At 41.3% G+C, this 17,300-nt stretch carries 16 protein-coding genes and 1 pseudogene; 10 read left to right on the plus strand and 7 right to left on the minus strand.

Annotation, left to right across the window (positions count from 1 at the left end; genetic code table 11):
• Positions 1-488: 488 nt before the first annotated feature.
• Positions 489-1,109, minus strand: a pseudogene (locus B6A27_RS06135) (IS256 family transposase); the annotation flags it as partial.
• A 515-nt stretch (positions 1,110-1,624) separates the two neighbouring features.
• Here B6A27_RS06135 and B6A27_RS06140 point away from each other — a divergent pair.
• From B6A27_RS06140 to B6A27_RS06160, 5 genes are all read left to right on the plus strand, one after another.
• Entirely contained in the window at positions 1,625-2,737 is a 1,113-nt protein-coding gene (locus B6A27_RS06140; RefSeq protein ID WP_080860776.1) for an NAD(P)/FAD-dependent oxidoreductase, read from the plus strand.
• Positions 2,731-4,368, plus strand: a complete 1,638-nt coding sequence (locus tag B6A27_RS06145) for a nucleoside recognition domain-containing protein (protein WP_161491033.1) — start codon at positions 2,731-2,733, stop codon at positions 4,366-4,368. Before B6A27_RS06140 ends, B6A27_RS06145 begins: the two co-directional genes overlap by 7 nt.
• A gap of 271 nt (positions 4,369-4,639) precedes the next feature.
• The gene (locus B6A27_RS06150) at positions 4,640-5,119 is read left to right on the plus strand and encodes a DUF2975 domain-containing protein (protein WP_044742075.1); all 480 of its coding nucleotides are present in this window, start codon (positions 4,640-4,642) and stop codon (positions 5,117-5,119) included.
• Positions 5,120-5,129: 10 nt separating this feature from the next.
• Positions 5,130-5,351 (plus strand): helix-turn-helix domain-containing protein, encoded by a 222-nt coding sequence (locus tag B6A27_RS06155; protein ID WP_044742076.1) that lies wholly within the window; start codon positions 5,130-5,132, stop codon positions 5,349-5,351.
• A gap of 133 nt (positions 5,352-5,484) precedes the next feature.
• Positions 5,485-6,255 carry a DUF817 domain-containing protein gene (locus B6A27_RS06160; RefSeq protein ID WP_044742119.1) on the plus strand — a complete coding sequence of 257 codons (771 nt, stop codon included), beginning with the start codon at positions 5,485-5,487 and terminating at the stop codon, positions 6,253-6,255.
• A gap of 560 nt (positions 6,256-6,815) precedes the next feature.
• Here B6A27_RS06160 and B6A27_RS06165 read toward each other — a convergent pair.
• The 5 genes from B6A27_RS06165 to B6A27_RS06185 form a co-directional block, all read right to left on the minus strand.
• Positions 6,816-7,622: an ABC transporter ATP-binding protein gene (locus B6A27_RS06165; RefSeq protein WP_044742077.1), complete on the minus strand. Its 807-nt coding sequence runs from the start codon at positions 7,620-7,622 to the stop codon at positions 6,816-6,818.
• A complete protein-coding gene (locus B6A27_RS06170; protein ID WP_369824142.1) occupies positions 7,623-8,627 on the minus strand; it encodes a FecCD family ABC transporter permease in 1,005 nt (334 codons plus the stop codon).
• 23 nt (positions 8,628-8,650) lie between these two features.
• Complete coding sequence (locus B6A27_RS06175) at positions 8,651-9,691, minus strand: FecCD family ABC transporter permease (RefSeq protein ID WP_080860780.1); 1,041 nt, start codon at positions 9,689-9,691, stop codon at positions 8,651-8,653.
• Entirely contained in the window at positions 9,684-10,697 is a 1,014-nt protein-coding gene (locus tag B6A27_RS06180; RefSeq protein ID WP_080860822.1) for an iron-siderophore ABC transporter substrate-binding protein, read from the minus strand. Before B6A27_RS06180 ends, B6A27_RS06175 begins: the two co-directional genes overlap by 8 nt.
• 398 nt (positions 10,698-11,095) lie before the next feature.
• A complete protein-coding gene (locus B6A27_RS06185) occupies positions 11,096-12,292 on the minus strand; it encodes an iron-containing alcohol dehydrogenase (RefSeq protein ID WP_080860782.1) in 1,197 nt (398 codons plus the stop codon).
• Between the two features lie 208 nt (positions 12,293-12,500).
• Here B6A27_RS06185 and B6A27_RS18435 point away from each other — a divergent pair, with 208 nt between their 5' ends.
• The 4 genes from B6A27_RS18435 to B6A27_RS06200 all read left to right on the plus strand — a co-directional run bounded on the left by B6A27_RS18435 (position 12,501) and on the right by B6A27_RS06200 (position 15,572).
• Positions 12,501-12,683: a hypothetical protein gene (locus tag B6A27_RS18435; RefSeq protein WP_139788073.1), complete on the plus strand. Its 183-nt coding sequence runs from the start codon at positions 12,501-12,503 to the stop codon at positions 12,681-12,683.
• A gap of 818 nt (positions 12,684-13,501) precedes the next feature.
• Positions 13,502-13,909: a hypothetical protein gene (locus B6A27_RS06190; RefSeq protein ID WP_236631804.1), complete on the plus strand. Its 408-nt coding sequence runs from the start codon at positions 13,502-13,504 to the stop codon at positions 13,907-13,909.
• Between the two features lie 310 nt (positions 13,910-14,219).
• A complete protein-coding gene (glsA, locus tag B6A27_RS06195) occupies positions 14,220-15,149 on the plus strand; it encodes a glutaminase A (RefSeq protein WP_044742120.1) in 930 nt (309 codons plus the stop codon).
• A 12-nt stretch (positions 15,150-15,161) separates the two neighbouring features.
• Positions 15,162-15,572 (plus strand): cytosolic protein, encoded by a 411-nt coding sequence (locus tag B6A27_RS06200; RefSeq protein ID WP_080860784.1) that lies wholly within the window; start codon positions 15,162-15,164, stop codon positions 15,570-15,572.
• 121 nt (positions 15,573-15,693) lie between these two features.
• Here B6A27_RS06200 and B6A27_RS06205 read toward each other — a convergent pair whose 3' ends face one another.
• Positions 15,694-16,098: a (deoxy)nucleoside triphosphate pyrophosphohydrolase gene (locus B6A27_RS06205; RefSeq protein WP_080860786.1), complete on the minus strand. Its 405-nt coding sequence runs from the start codon at positions 16,096-16,098 to the stop codon at positions 15,694-15,696.
• Between the two features lie 371 nt (positions 16,099-16,469).
• On the opposite strand from B6A27_RS06205, the gene B6A27_RS06210 reads away from it, so the two are divergent.
• On the plus strand, positions 16,470-17,300 hold an 831-nt coding region (locus B6A27_RS06210), incomplete at its 3' end, for a hypothetical protein (RefSeq protein ID WP_080860788.1).

Here is a 17,300-nt window from a genome sequence, read left to right on the forward strand (position 1 = left end):
CATTGTTCTAAATCTAACTAGAACTTTGAGATTTAAGCGATGAGGGGGTACAAACAGTAAATATCAAGGAGGAAATTGAAGAGAAGATTACAAAGGTTGTTGGGAACACATATATACCGGCTGCTACCAATATAGGGGGAGCAGTCGGTTGTTTTGTAATTTATTTCTTTTTATATAGTTAAATTTGCGCGAAACTATAGTTTAACGAATATTTATAGACGGATAGATTAAAAAATTGGTATAATTTAGTTAGAATACTAGGTACCGTCAAGAATTTTGTGTAATGCAACATAGATAGGGTATCTCTGAAATGGATTTGGAATGGATAGGGGACTAGTTTCCTTCACGAAAACGACAGAATATTCAGTTTTTTTGCACAAAAAGGGAGAATCCCCTTATTTTATTGGTTTGACATTTACAGTATTTGGTTAATTGTAACGTTCTTCAAACATTCGTTGAAGCGCCTCCTGTGCTTCAGCAAATCCTCGTCACTTTCGCCCTGCCCATTTCTCATTAAAATCTTGAATGGTCAAATACACGACTTTTTCAGCGGTTTCTAAACTGCTCAAACTGTTCATCGGTTTGACACGTTTCCGAATCTCCTTGATCGTTCGTTCGATGGCATGGGTCGTGTAAATCACACTTCGAATACTGCTTGGATAGCCCATAAAGGTGAGGAGGACATCCAGCTCATTGGCCCAAGATTGAACTTCTCTCGGATACTTGCTGGACCATTTCGACTCAAACTGTTGAAACATCTGTAACGCCATCTCCTTATTCGGTGCGCGATAAATCAGTTTGAGATCCTCTGCCACTTCAAATTGATCTTTTTTCCGAATACGATTTAAGGTATTACGTACTTTGTGAACGACACAGCGCTGCACATCGGCTTTCGGATAAACCGTCTTAAAGGCTTCCTCTAAACCCGGTAGTCCATCGAATACGCCTAGAAGGACTTCCTTGACGCCTCTGTTGTATAGTTGTTGAAGAATCTCCTGCCATACATGGGCGCTTTCCTGTCCTCCCACAAAGAAATCAAGAATTTCACGAAACCCTTCTTCGTTTACACCTAACACGACATAAATGACCTCTTTTTCTACCGTATCTCGACTGTTTAGTGCAAAATAAAAAGTAGCCGCTTAAAACAGTTACAGGTATTTTTTGATTCATTAGTCATTTTCCTCCCCGTTATTAAAAATTCTTTTTTAAATTCTCCGTCCTGATTTTGATAACACTCTTAAAAGATAAGAAAATAAAACGAAAATAGTAATCATTACGATTTAAATAATATTTAAACATACTTCGCTTGTAAATGCAAAGACAAACTGGGGAGTATATATATTGAAGTCTGGAATGGGAAAAGATGAATGCTGGACGAGGAAGGAAGCTTTTAGAAAGAACTTCATAAAAAGGGCTGTTTGGATGATTCGTCTATCATCGCTAAAAGAATCGCACAAGGATGGGGGACTATACAGACGAATCCTTATTGAACGTTTGTGAAAAAATATGAAATTAATACCCACAATGTTTTGATGTATTCCATTCTATAGAATTCACAAATTCCTTTTTGTGTGGTATAGTTTATAAAACGTAATGATTACTATTATCGAGAGGTGAAGAGGAAATGAACCCTTTTATTCTAATCATAGGGGCGGGACCTGCTGGGATTGGAATGGGGATATTATTCAAGCAATTAGGAATTAAGAATTTCGGGATTTTAGAGCGCGATCGCATTGGTTCGTCATTTATGCAATGGCCGAAGGAAATGCGCTTTATTACTCCGTCATTTACAGGACAAGGATTTGGCGCATTAGATTTAAATGCTGTTTCCCCGACAACATCGCCTGCATTCACACTGCGAAAAGAGCGGCTAAGCGGCGAAGATTATGCACTATATCTTGATTTATTGGCTGAACATTATGATTTGCCGATTCGAGAAGAAGTAAATGTGACTAGCGTTGAGAAAAGGGGAGACCGCTTTGTTTTAAAAACAAATGAAGGCGATTATGAAGCAGATGCTGTCATTTGGGCGACGGGGGAATTTCAGTTTCCAAATGTACGTCCATTCCCGGGGGCGGAACATGCGTTACATAACCGATATATTGATAGTTGGAGAAAGCTTGAAAAAGGTCACTATGTGGTCATTGGCGGTTATGAAAGCGGGATGGATGCGGCTGTGAATTTAGTGGCTTATGGCAATGAGGTGACCGTGATCTCAGCTCAAGAGCTAAATGGAAAAAAAGAAGCGGACCCGAGTTTGTCGCTGGCCCCATATACATGGGAGCGCTTGCGAATAGCCGAGCGCACCAAGCGGCTAACCGTTATCGAAAAGACAAAAGTGGAAAAGATTTATAAGGATAACAACGGTTATACGCTATTTCTTTCGAATGGCAAGCAAATGCTGACTCAACTCCAACCGATTCTAGCCACAGGATTTCGTTCAGGTGCGGAACAAATTCGTCCGTTGTTTGAATGGGGGGAAAATGGAAAACCGAAACTGACGGTTCATGATGAATCGACCATTACGCCGAATTTATTTTTAATTGGGCCAAGTGTTGCTCACGATCAGGCGATTTTCTGCTTTATTTATAAATTTCGGCAGCGTTTTGCTGTTGTGGCCAAACAATTGGTTGACCGTTTCAGACTGTCTCATGATGAAGAAATATTCACTCACTACGCCAACAATCAAATGTATTTAACGGACTTGTCTTGTTGTGAGGTGAAATGCGAGTGCTAGCCGAACAAGCGAAACGAAAACGGCTTTTGCTCATCGGGCTTGAATCCGTTGGAAAGACAACGTTATTTTCAAGATGGACGCAGTTTGGCATTGGTGAAGAAACCAATGTGAAGGGAACGACGTATACGATTCGTTCCCATCCCCTTCGTTGCTTGGATGGATGGGAGATTGTCGATACACCGGGATTGCGCAGAGGAGATGAGCTTGGCAAGCGGCAACTGGAAAAAGAAGTGGAAAAAGCCCATCATGTGATGCTTATTATACGGGGCACCCATTTTCAAGAGGAATTAGAAGAACTATTGTCCATTGTTTCTATCGATCAAATGGACGTCTCCATTGCCGTTACATTTGTAGATAAAATGAATGAACAAGCGAAAGCAGTATTAGAAAACGCCCAAAAGCAATACAAATTCCCGATCTTTTTGACAAAAGGAAGGAAGGAGACTGATGGTACGCTTCCGCCGTTTATGCAAGGAAGAAAATGGACAGAAGAGGATATGAAGCTATTACAGGCGCTTCGTTTGCCTAAACAAGAGCCTGTTTCGCTTTTATTTGAACGCCCCGTCGTAGGGCCTCTCGCTTCAGTAGCGGCGATTTTGATGATGTTTCTCTTTCCGGTTTATATCGCCTATAAAATCGCAGAGTGGGGACAGCCGTATTTAGAAGCGGCGTTAGCTGGAGTTATTCAGGCTCTTGAAGGGAAAGGGAGACTGGTTGAAGCGTTACTTGTTGGAGATTATGGATTGCTTACGTTGGGAGCGTATTCCTTTTTATGGGCGTTTCCCGTTGTGTTTTTGTTAAGTGTTATGATGGCGATCACGGACGAAACAGGGATTAAAGATCGGATCATGGATGCCCTTGATCCATATTTGCGAAAAATCGGATTAAATGGCCAAGATCTTATACCAGTATTAACTGGATTTGGATGCAATGTGGTGGCCGTTCAACAGAGCAGATTATGCAGTGCGTGCACACGAAAATCGTGTGTTTCTCTTATTTCGTTTGGTTCGGCTTGCAGTTATCAAATTGGTGCAACGATTTCCATTTTTCATAGCGCACAAAAGCCGTCTTTATTTTTGCCGTATTTATTTACTGTTTTTCTTGTTGGAGCACTTCATACGAGAATATGGCATCGGCAGGCATTCGCGCATATAGGGATGATCCGCCCGCATCGGACATTTATTCAGCTGCCAACATGGTCAGGAGTATTATACCGGGTTCGTGCAACGGTCTCACAATTTCTAACACAGGCGATGCCAATCTTTTTTACGATTTGCCTAATTGCTGGATTGATGGACGTGTTCGGATGGATGAAAAAAGCGGTTGGAGTGTTTGCGCCGCTTGTTCAATGGCTGAATTTGCCGCATGAAGCCGCTGTTGGCCTTGTTTTTTCGATGATTCGTAAAGATGGCATTTTATTGTTTAATGAAGGGAACCAGCTGCTGTTAACGGAGATGTCGACATTTCAATTATTTCTTAGCGTTTATCTTGCTTCTACTTTAAGTGCGTGCGCGGTTACTTTATGGACGGTTGCAAAGGAATTAGGGGTGAAAGAGGCCCTGTTATTATCCGGGAAGCAGATGGTCACATCTCTTACGTCCGCCCTGCTGCTTTCGCTGTTGTTCCAATAAAATACTGGATGCCATTCGAAGAAGCAAATCATAAAAGATCTAAGGAAGTCCAAAGATTAATAAGCAAAAAGCGCAGGGAAGCTGGAGGCTTGGATATAAAAGTGACAGAGCATTTCTCTATAATAATGAGAAATGCTTTTTTGTGTCTGTTTTGAACAAAGAAGTATATTTTTTTGCAGCAAAAAAATAATAATAAACGATAATAATTTATTGAAAAACGATAAAAAATCTATTAAAATTAAATCGACAATAAATAAGCGAGGTGCTTTTTATGAAACCAGAAACTCTCTTTTTAAAGATTGTTGTTATTCTTATAGGGATTCCAGTTCTTGCTTTGTGCATCTTTTTGGTACCTGTGCTAGGGAATGTTGCAGCAAAATTGCTTCCGGAATTTGCTTCTATTAAATATCTCGTTTTCATTGTTTTTTATGCATCCGCGGTACCGTTTTACTTTGCTTTGTATCAGGCTTTTAATCTTTTACGCTACATTGACAAAAATGAAGCTTTTTCCGAGTTATCTGTCATCGCTTTGAAAAAAATCAAATACTGTGCCATCACCATCAGCAGTTTGCATGTGCTCGTCTTACCGCTTTTCTATCTCTTTGCGGAGAAAGATGACGCTCCAGGTGTCATCTTGATCGGATTGGTGGTTCCTTTTGCATCAATGGTGATTGCCGTTTTTGCTGCCGTTCTGCAAAAACTTTTAAAAACGGCTATCGATATCAAATCAGAAAATGATTTAACGATCTGAGGTGGACAATATGCCAATTATAATCAATCTTGATGTTATGCTGGCGAAAAGAAAAATGAGCGTTACAGAACTTTCGGAGAAAGTTGGGATCACAATGGCGAATCTCTCCATATTGAAAAACGGAAAGGCGAAAGCGATTCGTTTCTCCACTTTAGAGGCGATTTGCAAGGCATTAGAATGTCAGCCAGGAGATATTTTAGAATACCGAAGTGATGAAGAGAGTCAAGATTAGGCTCATAGAACTATGTAACGTGAAGTGGAAAGGAAGAGGAGCATTTCGATGATTCAAATTCATCAAAAAGGAGTCGCTCATGAATTTAACCATTCAAAAGGATACCCAGAAAAAAATGATAAAGGCACAAATTATGAGAGCATGCAAACAACTCGTGCGTTTCGGTTGGGAGCAGGCCCTATCATGTTTGTTTCCCGTTGTGATTTTTGCCTCTTTGGCCTTTACAAAAATCGTGCCGCTTCCCTTTCTGCCGCGATATGACTGGCTGCTCATTATTTGCCTTCTGATGCAGTGGTGGATGGTGCGTTCTAGGCTTGAAACAATGGATGAACTAAAGGTGATCACATTGTTCCACCTTATCGGCCTTGCTCTTGAACTTTTCAAGGTGCATATGGGTTCATGGTCTTATCCAGGGGAAGGATATTCTAAATTTTTCGGAGTGCCTTTATATAGCGGATTTATGTACGCAAGTGTAGCGAGCTATCTTTGTCAGGCGTGGAGGAGGCTGAAGGTGGAGCTCGTTAAATGGCCGCCGTTTTTCGTCGTTGTGCCTCTTGCTGCCGCGATTTATTTGAATTTTTTCACTCATCATTATTGGATGGACGTTCGTTGGTGGCTGTCAGGACTTGTCATGATCGTTTTTTGGCCATCATGGGTCACGTACGAGGTTGGCGGCACTCGTTACCGCATGCCGATCGTCCTTTCCTTTGTGCTTATCGGATTTTTTATATGGATCGCTGAAAATATCGCAACGTTTTTTGGAGCTTGGCAATATCCAAATCAGGCCGAGGCATGGAGTCTTGTTCATCTTGGAAAGGTGAGTTCTTGGTTCTTACTAGTGATTGTGAGCTTTTTGATCGTAGCGACGTTAAAGCAAGTGAAGGAAAATCTTCCATCAGAATAGAGGCTTGTCCTCGCGAAACTTGAAATTATATGTGATCGAAACGAATCCTTTCCTTTTCCAACGATCAACGTTCATTCTTATGACATTTAGAGGTAACTTGAGAGATTAGCATTTACGCTAAAATATGAATTTTAGCTGTCTCATACCGATTGCTTCTATTCACTAGTTTATTTGTGCAGAGTGGTGGAGAAATTTTTCTATTTAAACATGCCGTTGTGTCAAGTGGAACGATTGACGAGAAAATGATGAAGCTTCATCCAGAGAGCATAGAAAATCCAAAGAGACGAGAATGGCAGGATTAATTCGATAGATGATGCATAGCGGAAATCCTTACCGTAATTTTTCTAGTCAACTATTATGATACTAGGGTTTTTGCTTTTTTATATTGATGGAAATTAGATAAGCAATTCCAAGTTATGATGTTGACAATCTGTTTGTTTCATGTAGTGATTGCTGTTAATGGAATTTCTTCTGCTCATATTCTGTTAAGAGGAGGCAGACTTCTCGATAGAATGTATTAGACAATAGTAGGCGTTCCCCTTAAGACAGGGGAACGCCTACTAATGGACATGAACATGATGTCGACCTTTCGGCACCACCATTGGTGAGCCTGAAAGAGGGTCTTCGATTACTGTACAATCGAGGCCGAAGATTTCTTTGATCAATGTGCTCGTAAGCACTTTAGATGGCTCCCCTTCGGCCACAAGCCTGCCCTTGTGGAGCGCAAAAATATGATCGGCATAGCGTGCAGATAAATTGATGTCGTGAAGGACCATGACAATCGTTGTTCCATGTTTTCGGTTTAAGTCAGTAAGCAAGTCGAGAATTTCGATTTGATAGGTAATATCTAGGAATGTTGTTGGTTCGTCGAGAAGCAAAATGTCCGGTTGTTGTGCAAGAGCCATAGCAATCCAGACGCGCTGTCTTTGACCGCCTGAAAGTTCATCAATAGGATGATTGGCGAACTCGATAATATTCATAAATTCCATGGCTTCTGCAACAGCTTCATAATCTTTTTTAGTCCATCCGCTAAGCCAAGATTGATGTGGAAATCTTCCACGCCCCACCAGATCTGCAACCGTAATTCCCTCTGGGATGACAGGAGATTGCGGCAGCAATCCTAAAATTCGAGCCAATTGTTTTGGTGGAAATTGACTGATCGGTTTTCCGTCGAGGATGATCTGTCCAGATGTAGGCTTGATCAGTCTGGCCATCGTTTTTAGAAGAGTCGATTTCCCACAGCCGTTTGCTCCGATCATCACACTTATTTTGCCACTAGGAACAACAAGACTAACATCTTGAATAACGGTTTTATGATCGTACCCTGCCACGACTTGCTCGACTTTGAAAAGATGCACTGGTTTCATTTATAAACTTCCCTTTCGATTCATTCGGATCAGCAAGAAAATCAAATATGGCGCTCCGACTATGCCAGTGATGACGCCGACAGGAAAACGGGTTTCAAAAGCAAACTGTCCAATCAGATCTCCTCCGAGAACAAGATTCACACCAACAAGCCCCGCAGGAAGGGCATTGGAAAAACCAGATCCAACCAATCTTTTGGCAATTGGTCCCGAAAGAAATGCGACAAAGGCGATGGGTCCGGTGACAGACGTAGCCACAGCAAGCATACAGACTGAACTTAGAATAAGTATGACTCTGACTGTATTCGTACGTACGCCGAGAGATGTCGCCGCTTGTTCGCCAAGCTCCAGCAAACTGAGCTGTTTTCCCAATACGATAATGATAGGAGTGCAGATCAAAACCGTTATCATCAGTGGCGGAAGCTCATGCATCTGGGAGCCATTGAGGCTCCCGCTCAGCCATCTGAGTGCTGCGGGAATGTCTTGTTGTGCGCCAATGAGAAGCAGATAGGATATGGCGGCGTCAAGCATCGCTTGTATGCCGATTCCAACCAAGATTAATCGCCCAATTGAAAAGGGCTTTCTGCTAGATAAGAGATAAATTATCATGACGGTGGCAAGACCAGCCATCACCGAAGCTAAAGAAACGACCGATTCACTAGTTTGAAGCACGATGATGCAGAAAACGGCCGCCGCGCTTGAGCCGGTAGTAATTCCAATGACATTCGGGTTGGCAAGAGGATTGCGCAACATTGTTTGGAAGATGCTGCCAGCAAGACCGAAAGCAAATCCGGCAAAAAGTCCTGCCAGCATTCTCGGTAAGCGGATCGTATTCACCGCAAATGACGCACCTGGAATCTGCTCGCCTGAAAGCGCCCGGATGACTTCTGTAACCGGATAAATCGTGTTCCCAAGCAACAGCATCGCGCAACAAAGTATACACGCCAATGACGCAAGCAATCCAGTAACAAGTATCCATCGGCGACGTCTTTGGCGTCTGCCCGCCATAATCAATTCAACAGATGATTTGATCATAATGAACTCACTTTCGATTTTATAGCTAATAGAATGAGTAACGGCGCTCCGATAAATGCAGTAACAACACCGACCTCAAGTTCACCAGGGCTGCCGATGAGCCTGCCACATACATCTGATATCGTCAAGATAATGGCGCCTGCCATAGCAGACATTGGTATGACAAAGCGCAAGTCAGGGCCAAGTAGAAGTCGCATAACATGAGTGGATAAGAGCCCGACGAAGGCGATAGGGCCGGCCAGCGCCGTAGTTGCCCCGCACAATATCACACTTGCGAGAGCGGCAACTAGTCTCAAGATTTCTGTTCGAACCCCCAGTCCGGTAGCAACGTCATCTCCAAGTACGAGAGCGTTAAGGGCCGGAGCCGTTATCATAGCGATCAATATCCCGACGATAAGAAAAGGGATAAAGATGGAGATAGCGCTCCAAGTCCCTGATCCAACACTTCCGACCTGCCAAAACCTAAATTGGTCCATGGCATAAGAGCGCGGAAGTATGATCATGACGACGAGGGAAGAGAGAGCCGCGCTTGTAGCGGCTCCCGCCAAGATCAACTTGAGGGGAGTAGCCCCTCCTTGTCCCATGGAACCAATACCGAATACGAGACTTGCTGTTATCACCGCTCCAGCTAAAGCTAGCCAAATATATTGGTTGGCTGCATTGATATGCAAAAACGCGATCCCACAAACAACAAACAAAGCGGCGCCCGTGTTCACACCCAAAATGCTCGGGTCCGCAATGGGATTTCGCGTGACAGATTGCATAAGCGCTCCGGAAACCCCAAGCGCTGCTCCGCAAAACAAACCGAAAATCGTTCGCGAAATTCGCTTGCGAACCACGTTGGCTCCATAAGAATCAACATCAGGGTGAAACAAACCGTCTACTAATTCTTGAAGGCTCACTAATCGGGAACCCAAGGCCAGGGAAGCAAGGATACACACGCCGAGCAAGAGAATACAAATCACCAAAATCATTGTAAAGTTTTTCGGCGTATGTAAACGGATTCGTTTGTCATGAGTAGCAAAAAAACTATTCATTTACTTTGCTAGCGGCTCCTCCAATTAATTCTAAATAATCATCAATCGTATATTCTATGGAAAGCGGAGTCGGAGTGGCAGCTGCAACCAAAGGTGTGCTGCTGTCGATGAACGCGACAGAACCTCTCTGGATTGCTGGAATTTTGCCAAGCACAGGATCCGCTTTGAGGGCATTGTATAATTCTTCGTTGCCATATCCGACGATGATATCCACGTCGTTAAGAGCCTCGGCGTTCTCGGCACTTAAATCCAAGTAAAAACTTTTAGGATCTTTAATAAGTTTCTTTACACTTTCAGGGTATTCCAATCCAAACTCATGTAGAAAGGCCACGCGGGTGTCTACCGGCGTATAGATATGGAGTTTCGACAAATCATCAGCCGAAAAATTAGCCCATACAAATTTCTTGCCTTTAATTTGCGGATAGTTGCTTAATTTTTCTTGGATCAATTTTTCCATATCCTTGACCAGTTTCTCGCCTTCTGTTTTCATGCCCATTCCTGCTGCATTCATGAGAATTTGGTCACGCCATGGAGTGGCCCATGGTGCTTCCGGATAAGCAACGACCGGAGCAATCTGGCTGAGCATATCGTAGTCTTCCTTTGTTATACCGGAGTAAGCAGCCAGAATGACATCGGGTTTTGCGTCGGAAATCGCTTCAAAATCCAATCCGTCTGTATCGTGGAACACATTTGGTTTCGTTTCACCGAGTTCTTTGAGCTTTTTCGCAGTCCAAGGTAGAAGACCGCTATCATCTTGGACGCCAAAGTTTGCCGCCGAGAATCCTACAGGAATCACACCAAGAGCGAGTGGAATATCTTGATTCCCCCATTGGATCGTAACGACTCGTTTCGGTTTGCTTTTTATCACCGTTGTACCAAAAGCATGTTTGATCTCGATCGGATATTTTGTGTCATCACCAGTGGCTGTTTTAGTATTTGTCGATTTCTCTTCATTTGATTTGGAGGTAGAAGGAGAACTGCTCGAACAACCAACTAATGCGATCATGAGCGCTGTCAAAATAACAAGTAGTTTAAATGAGAAGTTTTGTTTTGCAATCAATTTATAGCCCCCTTTTTATATTTAATCATAGATTTATGATAGGCAAATCCTATTAAATAGAAAGAAAAAACCTTGACAAATGATTTGTTTCCACACATTTGCTACTAGCAGGCGTTTTGCCTATCATTTTTCACAACGGCCAATCTGTGTCTACCTCCTATCTTGATCACAATCTATGAGATGGACAGCAAGAAAATAAATGCTTTTTGTCCACCAACATATGATAATGATTCCCAATCTCATTCTATGTTTTCAGAAATCAGTTGTCAATAATGAATGAGCGCCATCTTATATTTTTAACACTCCTCTGAAAAAAGCCCCCCTCTTAACGGAGGGGAGGAGGTTCATAGTGAAGAATTTTCCGTAGAAAAATCGTAATTGTAACAAACTTTGTAAAGCTCTTTTATTTCTTCTTTTGATGGCACTCTAGGGTTGTTTTGTGGACTTCCGCTGGCAAGCGCATCAGTCGCCATTTTTTCGATAGCGTTTTCAAAATCATGTTGATCAATGCCCCAATTTTTTAAATTAGGAATATTTAAATCTAGGCAAAGCTTTTTTACAGAACGAACGGCGATTTTTGCTGCTTCATCGTTGGAAAGGGTTTTTGCTGTTGGATCAAAATATGTTCCCAATACAGCTAAGCGATCGGTACAAGTTTCGTAACTAAACTCTAAAACGGCCGGTAGTAGCATCGCATTTGAAATTCCATGCGGGACGTGGAACAGCGCACCAATTGGCCTTGACATACCGTGCACTAGACAAACAGAAGAATTGGTAAAGGCCATACCTGCCTGTAATGCTCCCAGCGCCATTCCTTCTCTTGCTTCAATATTGTTTCCGTCCTCATATGCCTCTTTTAAGTGTTTTACGATTAATTCCATTGCGGAAAGTGCTAGAACGTCTGTCATTGGATGAGAACGTTTAGAAATGTAAGCTTCAACAGCATGACTTAAAGCATCAATTCCAGTGGCCGCCGTGACAGCTTTAGGAGAAGATAAAGTGAAGAGTGGGTCGACAATGGCGACGTCAGGCATGAAGGCAGGTTGTTTGATCATCATTTTTACATCATTAGCAGTATTGGTTATGACTGTTACATCCGTAGCTTCCGATCCGGTTCCGGCTGTTGTTGGAATGGCAATGTGCGGGATGGATGGATTTCCTGCGACTTTTTTTCTTCCCATATAATCGCCAATATAACCACCATTTGTTGCAACCACAGCAACGGCTTTGGCTGTATCAATACAACTTCCTCCACCTAGCGAAATCACTAAATCGCACTTTTCTTCTTGAAGAAGATGTAATGCTTCTTCCACGTAACCATCATTTGGTTCTGAATCCACACCTGAATAGACAACGCTTACAATTTCTTCTTTTAAAAGCTCATGTTGAAGTTTTTCAATATTCCCTAAGCTCTCCATAATTTTGTCGCTTATTACTAAAGCTTTTCTGCCTCTTAATGCTGCTTCTTTGCCTACTGTTTGAAAGGCATTGCATCCATAGGATATGGTTTGGGGTGTTTGAAACAAGGCATAATCTCTCATTTGGTACACTCCTTTCTTTTTTCGCCATATAAATACGCAAGACGTATGCCAATTATTAAATGCAATTACCATAAGATCCTTTAGTGCGCGATATATAGACAGACAAGTGTTTCAGATCATAACGATCTATATAAATACAGATGAATGTTCCAAAAAAAGCCCACTGCTTTCCTCATTTTTTAGCCGAAAGTTCAGGGTGGATGGAGAAGTGTTAATGACGTGTCTCGGTTATGCCAAAATGTTCCAAGTGCCGAACAACGAGCTGCTTCTAAACAAGTTCATTTGTTTAGAAGTCGGCTGGTTCGGTCGCCCGGTTGTCAAAGCGTTGATCTATTTTGCTAGAGTAAAAAGTTTATGGAGTGGAATCTTGAAAGAAGCAGGAGAATGGTAATATTTGTGCAAATAGAATTAAGGTGTTTATTTAAAAATGATTTAAAACTTTAATTTTCCCTTTGTTTGAAAAACGAGGATAATAACAATAAACCAATGCCAATCATTAAATACCATCCCTTGACGTCATATGAAATCATAAGGATTAGTTCCTAAATATTTGCTGGACCTGAATTAGGACTGTTGTTAAACGGATATTTCAATATAAAAGGTAATATACCTAAAAGCGTTAAAATAACTCCTAAAATCATGAACAAAACAGAGAAAACTTTCATAAACAATCCTCTTTTCATTTGTGTTATTTTATCGTAATTCAGAGAATGAAAATCATTTTATGGCGTATTTTACTTGCTGAGCCTCTCCCACCTGCATTTCGTTAAGAGGCGGGAGATTTCTTGAAAAAATAACAAACTTTGCGACAACCGTCTTGATTTATAAGCAACAATGCCAGTAAAGTCTGGACCTTCTGACCCGCTTTATATTAAGAAAAATAATAAGGGTGGGAAAAATTTCTGTTTCATATCGTTTCTCTCTCATTCGTCATATAAGAATTTTTGCAACAGAACTTATACATGCAGAAGCCCCTTGCCAAACACGTTATCATCTTCCCGTGATTGCTTTTTTGTGTCCAAACATTTCACATCAACTATCGTTGTTGCTGTTATAAGAAATAAGCTTTCAGAAGTAGGGAGAATGAAAAACGCGGCCCATATTGCCATTATTTTTCCCCCGTTATAATGATGAATAGTGCGAAGATAGAGAAGATTTTTGATCGGTGTAAAAAACGCGTAACATACAAGCGATAAAGAGAGGGACGGAATGTTGGAGAAAATAGGACTTAATGGCATGAAATGGCTGAAAATCATCCATGTTTTTTTAGTGGTTTTGTTTTTTGGCGGCATTTTGAGCTCGGTAGCATTGAATTTCTGGATTGATTTTACAAAATATGATGAAGCCTACCACGGTTATAAAAACATGGTGACGATAAGTGATCATGTAGTCAGATGGGGAGCGGTTGGAACTTTGTTTAGTAGGCTTTATTTACGGATTTTTCACCCATTGGGGATTTTTTTAGCATTGCTGGGTCGGCGTCAAATTTGGTCTTTATATGATCCAAACCGTTGTTGGCATTTTTGTCGTCGACCGTTTGATGATTGCCAATATGGAATTATTGGAAACGCAAAAGGAACTAGCTTTAAGCAATCCGGCTTTTCTTCAAAATCATGAAATAAGGCAATACGCGGTATATTTTTAAGTGGCCGTCACCGTTTTTATTTTTATTATTTCATATTTAAAACCTTGGAGAAAGAAAAAACTTCAACCGAAATAAACAAATTAGTAACTGTGAGTGTGCCAACATAAAAAGCGCGGTTCAATGGTCATTCATTCGGCACTTTTTTGTTAATGATTATTTTGCGCCTTAGAAATTGAAAAATCAAACAGAAATCCTTAGAGCGAATCATTAGAGAAAAAGATCAATGAGAGATAAACAAAGGGTCATATATGCTGAAAAAATGGACGATACTAACAAACGGTGATGCTTGTGTATAAAAAAGAAGAGCTTGTCCGTTTTGTCGAAGAAGCGAAGCCGTACGCCCGCGATGGAAAGGTGGCCGATTATATCCCCGCGCTGGGAAAAGCGAATCCGAATGAATTGTCGATCGCCATCTATATGCCGGATGGTCAGGTGATCGATGCTGGCGATGTAACAGTCAAAGTGACATTGCAAAGCATTTCGAAAATTATTGCGCTTGCGCTTGTCTTGATTGACTGCGGCGAAGAGAAAGTATTCCGCAAAGTCGGCATGGAGCCGACGGGAGACCCGTTTCACTCAATCGCCAAGCTTGAAGACATGCAGCCAGCCAAACCGCTTAATCCGATGATTAACGCTGGAGCGCTGGCGGTGACGCATATGATCCGCGGCGGTTCGGTCGAGGAACGGCTTGTCCGGCTGTTGGCATTCGTCCGCCGCCTCGCCGGCAATGAAAGCATTTCCTACTCGAAAGAAGTGGCTCAATCTGAGTTTGCGACCGCCTTTTTAAATCGTTCGCTTTGCTATTTCCTGAAGCAGCATGGTATTATCGATGAAGATGTTGAAGAACTAATGGATTTGTATACGAAGCAGTGTGCCATTGAGATGACGTGCATCGATTTGGCGCATATCGGCCTTGTATTGGCGCTTGATGGGCGAGACCCGCAATCGGGTGAACCGCTCATGCCGCCTGATGTCGCCCGTATCTGCAAAACGTTTATGGTGACGTGCGGTATGTACAACGCTTCAGGGGAGTTTGCGATTAAAATTGGCATTCCCGCGAAAAGCGGTGTTTCAGGCGGTATTCTCGCGGCTGTTCCTAAACGGTGTGGAATCGGCATTTTCGGTCCGGCGCTCGATGATAAGGGAAATAGCTTAACGGGAATGAAATTGCTTGAGCTGCTGTCAAAAACATATTCACTAAGTATTTTCTAGGAGGAGACAAACATGAAAACATTTATGGTGCAGTTTCACCGCGAAGATGATATGGAAACGATGAAAGTCGGCAAATTGAACGAAGGCGAGTTCAATGAGGTAACTGAAGGCGGGACGCGCCATTTGTTCGACTTGGATACGAACATCGGCTACTTTGTCTTTTTTGATGCCGAAGACACAAAAGGAAATGTATCCTATTTGATGCTTCAATATGAAGAAGACCAAGAAGAAGCGAACGCATGCTATAGCTTTGAGATGAAAGATTTTTATGAATTTATGGCCCTATACTTAAATGATCTTGAATTCGCCGATGAGGAAGAGATGGCCGGAGAAGGCGATAAAGAGGAAGCATACGGTCCGATTCACCATTTGGTCCATTTGCTCTACCATATTGTGGAGGAAGGAAAGACGGTGGAAGTGTAAGGGATGAAAGAAGCTGTTTTCAAAGGCCAGTAACATGATTTTTGAAAACAGCTTTCTTCGCTTAGCCCGGATGGAAGAGAAATCTTCTATGCGGGCTTTTTGGCGCTTAGAGGCCGTGTATCTAAGCATTGAGAGCATTCGTTAGTAGCGCTTTTACTGTAGGAACATCAGCAGGTGCCCATTCAAGGGATGTTAGATCTTGAAGCGGCACCCATTTTAATTCTGCATGCTCTTTCGCCTTTGGCTCCCCTTCCGCAATTTTTGCTTTATACGTAAGCAAATGGACGATCACATCTGGATATTCATAATGCACTTCTTCCATTTTTTCATCTATTTTAATTGTGCAGCCTAATTCTTCGAAAATTTCTCTTGATAATGTTTCTTCTGGCTTCTCTCCTTCTTCCATCTTGCCGCCAGGGAATTCCCATACATTCGGTAATGTCATTTGAGGAGAACGAAGAGCGCACAAAATACGATTTTGCTCATCTTCAATAACGGCGCCGATGACACGAACGGTCTTTTTCATGATGTTATTCTCCTTTTTGTTCGCATTTTTACTTTATTTTATCACAAAATATTCGATGCAAAGCTTAGTTGTTTTTTTTTGATTTCTGGAAAAACGCTGAAGAATCTTTGAGTGATAAATTTTGGTATGATATAAGAGCGGGACAATCTATTTGTCTGGATACTAGTCCAATGTGTGTCGCATAGATTCGTTTTCATGCAAAGAAATTATGGTGTTTTGGTAAAAAAACTAAAACCAATTGACATTGCTTGTGTCTAGCTCAATCATTCCATATTTTTAGTAAAATAATGGATTATCCACACTTTTGATCTTATCCTAATGTTTAGTTGGTCTTGTTTCAGATGAACACGGATTTACAAGGAGACTTGTATATGAGGAAATTTGTCATTTTTGCGTATTTTATTTGTTGCTGTTTTATTTTCGGATGTGAAAAATCGAAAGAAATAAACCACGCAAGATATCCAACTTTTGTCGCACTTGCCGATGGAGATAGTAAGTTGATTTTTCTTGATAAGAAGATGAATATAGTGAAAGAAATTAATAATAAAAACAAATTTCAAAGTTTTTCTATAGACGGAAATCGTGTTTATGCTTTAGAGGATGGTACGTATACGGGAACTAAACCCTCGATGCTCATCATGAATCTTTCGAATGGTTATATTGAAAGAAAAATAAAACTGCCACATATACCAGCGGCCTTTGTGGTCGTGAAGCAAAAAGCTTATATTGCTTCATCTGAAATATTTAGAGAGGGAATGCCTTTTTTTATTGTTAATTTGTCTAATGGGAAAATAGAAAAATTGATGTTTACCAAAGGAATGGTTAATACAATTAAACATTATAAAGATGAAATTTTTATTTCTATAAATTCTGGGGGGAGCATGAGCCAGCACAGTAATGTATATAGAATACAAACTAATGATGCATCCCTTTCATTTCATCCTGTTATTCAAGATCATCTTGAATTACCTCCAAGTGATTTTGTAATTGAAGATAACAAAATGTACTGTGTTTTTACAGGTTTTTCTTACGGACCACGGCCTGAGTGGGTGAAAGATCCTGAAAAATATACAAATAGGTTTATGGTTATCGATTTGAATAATGGGAAAATCATTTATGAGAAGAAATTGTCTAAGCCTTTCCCGCAAAAAATAATTAGCGTGGGGAATAAATTCTATATTAATAATTATACGGATATGGAC

The organism is Anoxybacillus sp. UARK-01, assembly GCF_002075365.1.
Lineage (GTDB): Bacteria > Bacillota > Bacilli > Bacillales > Anoxybacillaceae > Anoxybacteroides > Anoxybacteroides rupiense.

Excerpts from the sequence above, each read along its gene's own strand:
- B6A27_RS06180 (WP_080860822.1), bottom strand. The coding sequence starts at position 10,697 with ATGATCGCATTAGTTGGTTGTTCGAGCAGTTCTCCTTCTACCTCCAAA.
- B6A27_RS06200 (WP_080860784.1), top strand. The coding sequence starts at position 15,162 with ATGAAAACATTTATGGTGCAGTTTCACCGCGAAGATGATATGGAAACG.
- B6A27_RS06175 (WP_080860780.1), bottom strand. The coding sequence starts at position 9,691 with ATGAATAGTTTTTTTGCTACTCATGACAAACGAATCCGTTTACATACG.
- B6A27_RS06190 (WP_236631804.1), top strand. The coding sequence starts at position 13,502 with ATGTTGGAGAAAATAGGACTTAATGGCATGAAATGGCTGAAAATCATC.
- glsA (WP_044742120.1), top strand. The coding sequence starts at position 14,220 with ATGCTTGTGTATAAAAAAGAAGAGCTTGTCCGTTTTGTCGAAGAAGCG.
- B6A27_RS06170 (WP_369824142.1), bottom strand. The coding sequence starts at position 8,627 with ATGGCGGGCAGACGCCAAAGACGTCGCCGATGGATACTTGTTACTGGA.
- B6A27_RS06185 (WP_080860782.1), bottom strand. The coding sequence starts at position 12,292 with ATGAGAGATTATGCCTTGTTTCAAACACCCCAAACCATATCCTATGGA.
- B6A27_RS06205 (WP_080860786.1), bottom strand. The coding sequence starts at position 16,098 with ATGAAAAAGACCGTTCGTGTCATCGGCGCCGTTATTGAAGATGAGCAA.
- B6A27_RS06140 (WP_080860776.1), top strand. The coding sequence starts at position 1,625 with ATGAACCCTTTTATTCTAATCATAGGGGCGGGACCTGCTGGGATTGGA.
- B6A27_RS06160 (WP_044742119.1), top strand. The coding sequence starts at position 5,485 with ATGAGAGCATGCAAACAACTCGTGCGTTTCGGTTGGGAGCAGGCCCTA.
- B6A27_RS06155 (WP_044742076.1), top strand. The coding sequence starts at position 5,130 with ATGCCAATTATAATCAATCTTGATGTTATGCTGGCGAAAAGAAAAATG.
- B6A27_RS06165 (WP_044742077.1), bottom strand. The coding sequence starts at position 7,622 with ATGAAACCAGTGCATCTTTTCAAAGTCGAGCAAGTCGTGGCAGGGTAC.
- B6A27_RS06150 (WP_044742075.1), top strand. The coding sequence starts at position 4,640 with ATGAAACCAGAAACTCTCTTTTTAAAGATTGTTGTTATTCTTATAGGG.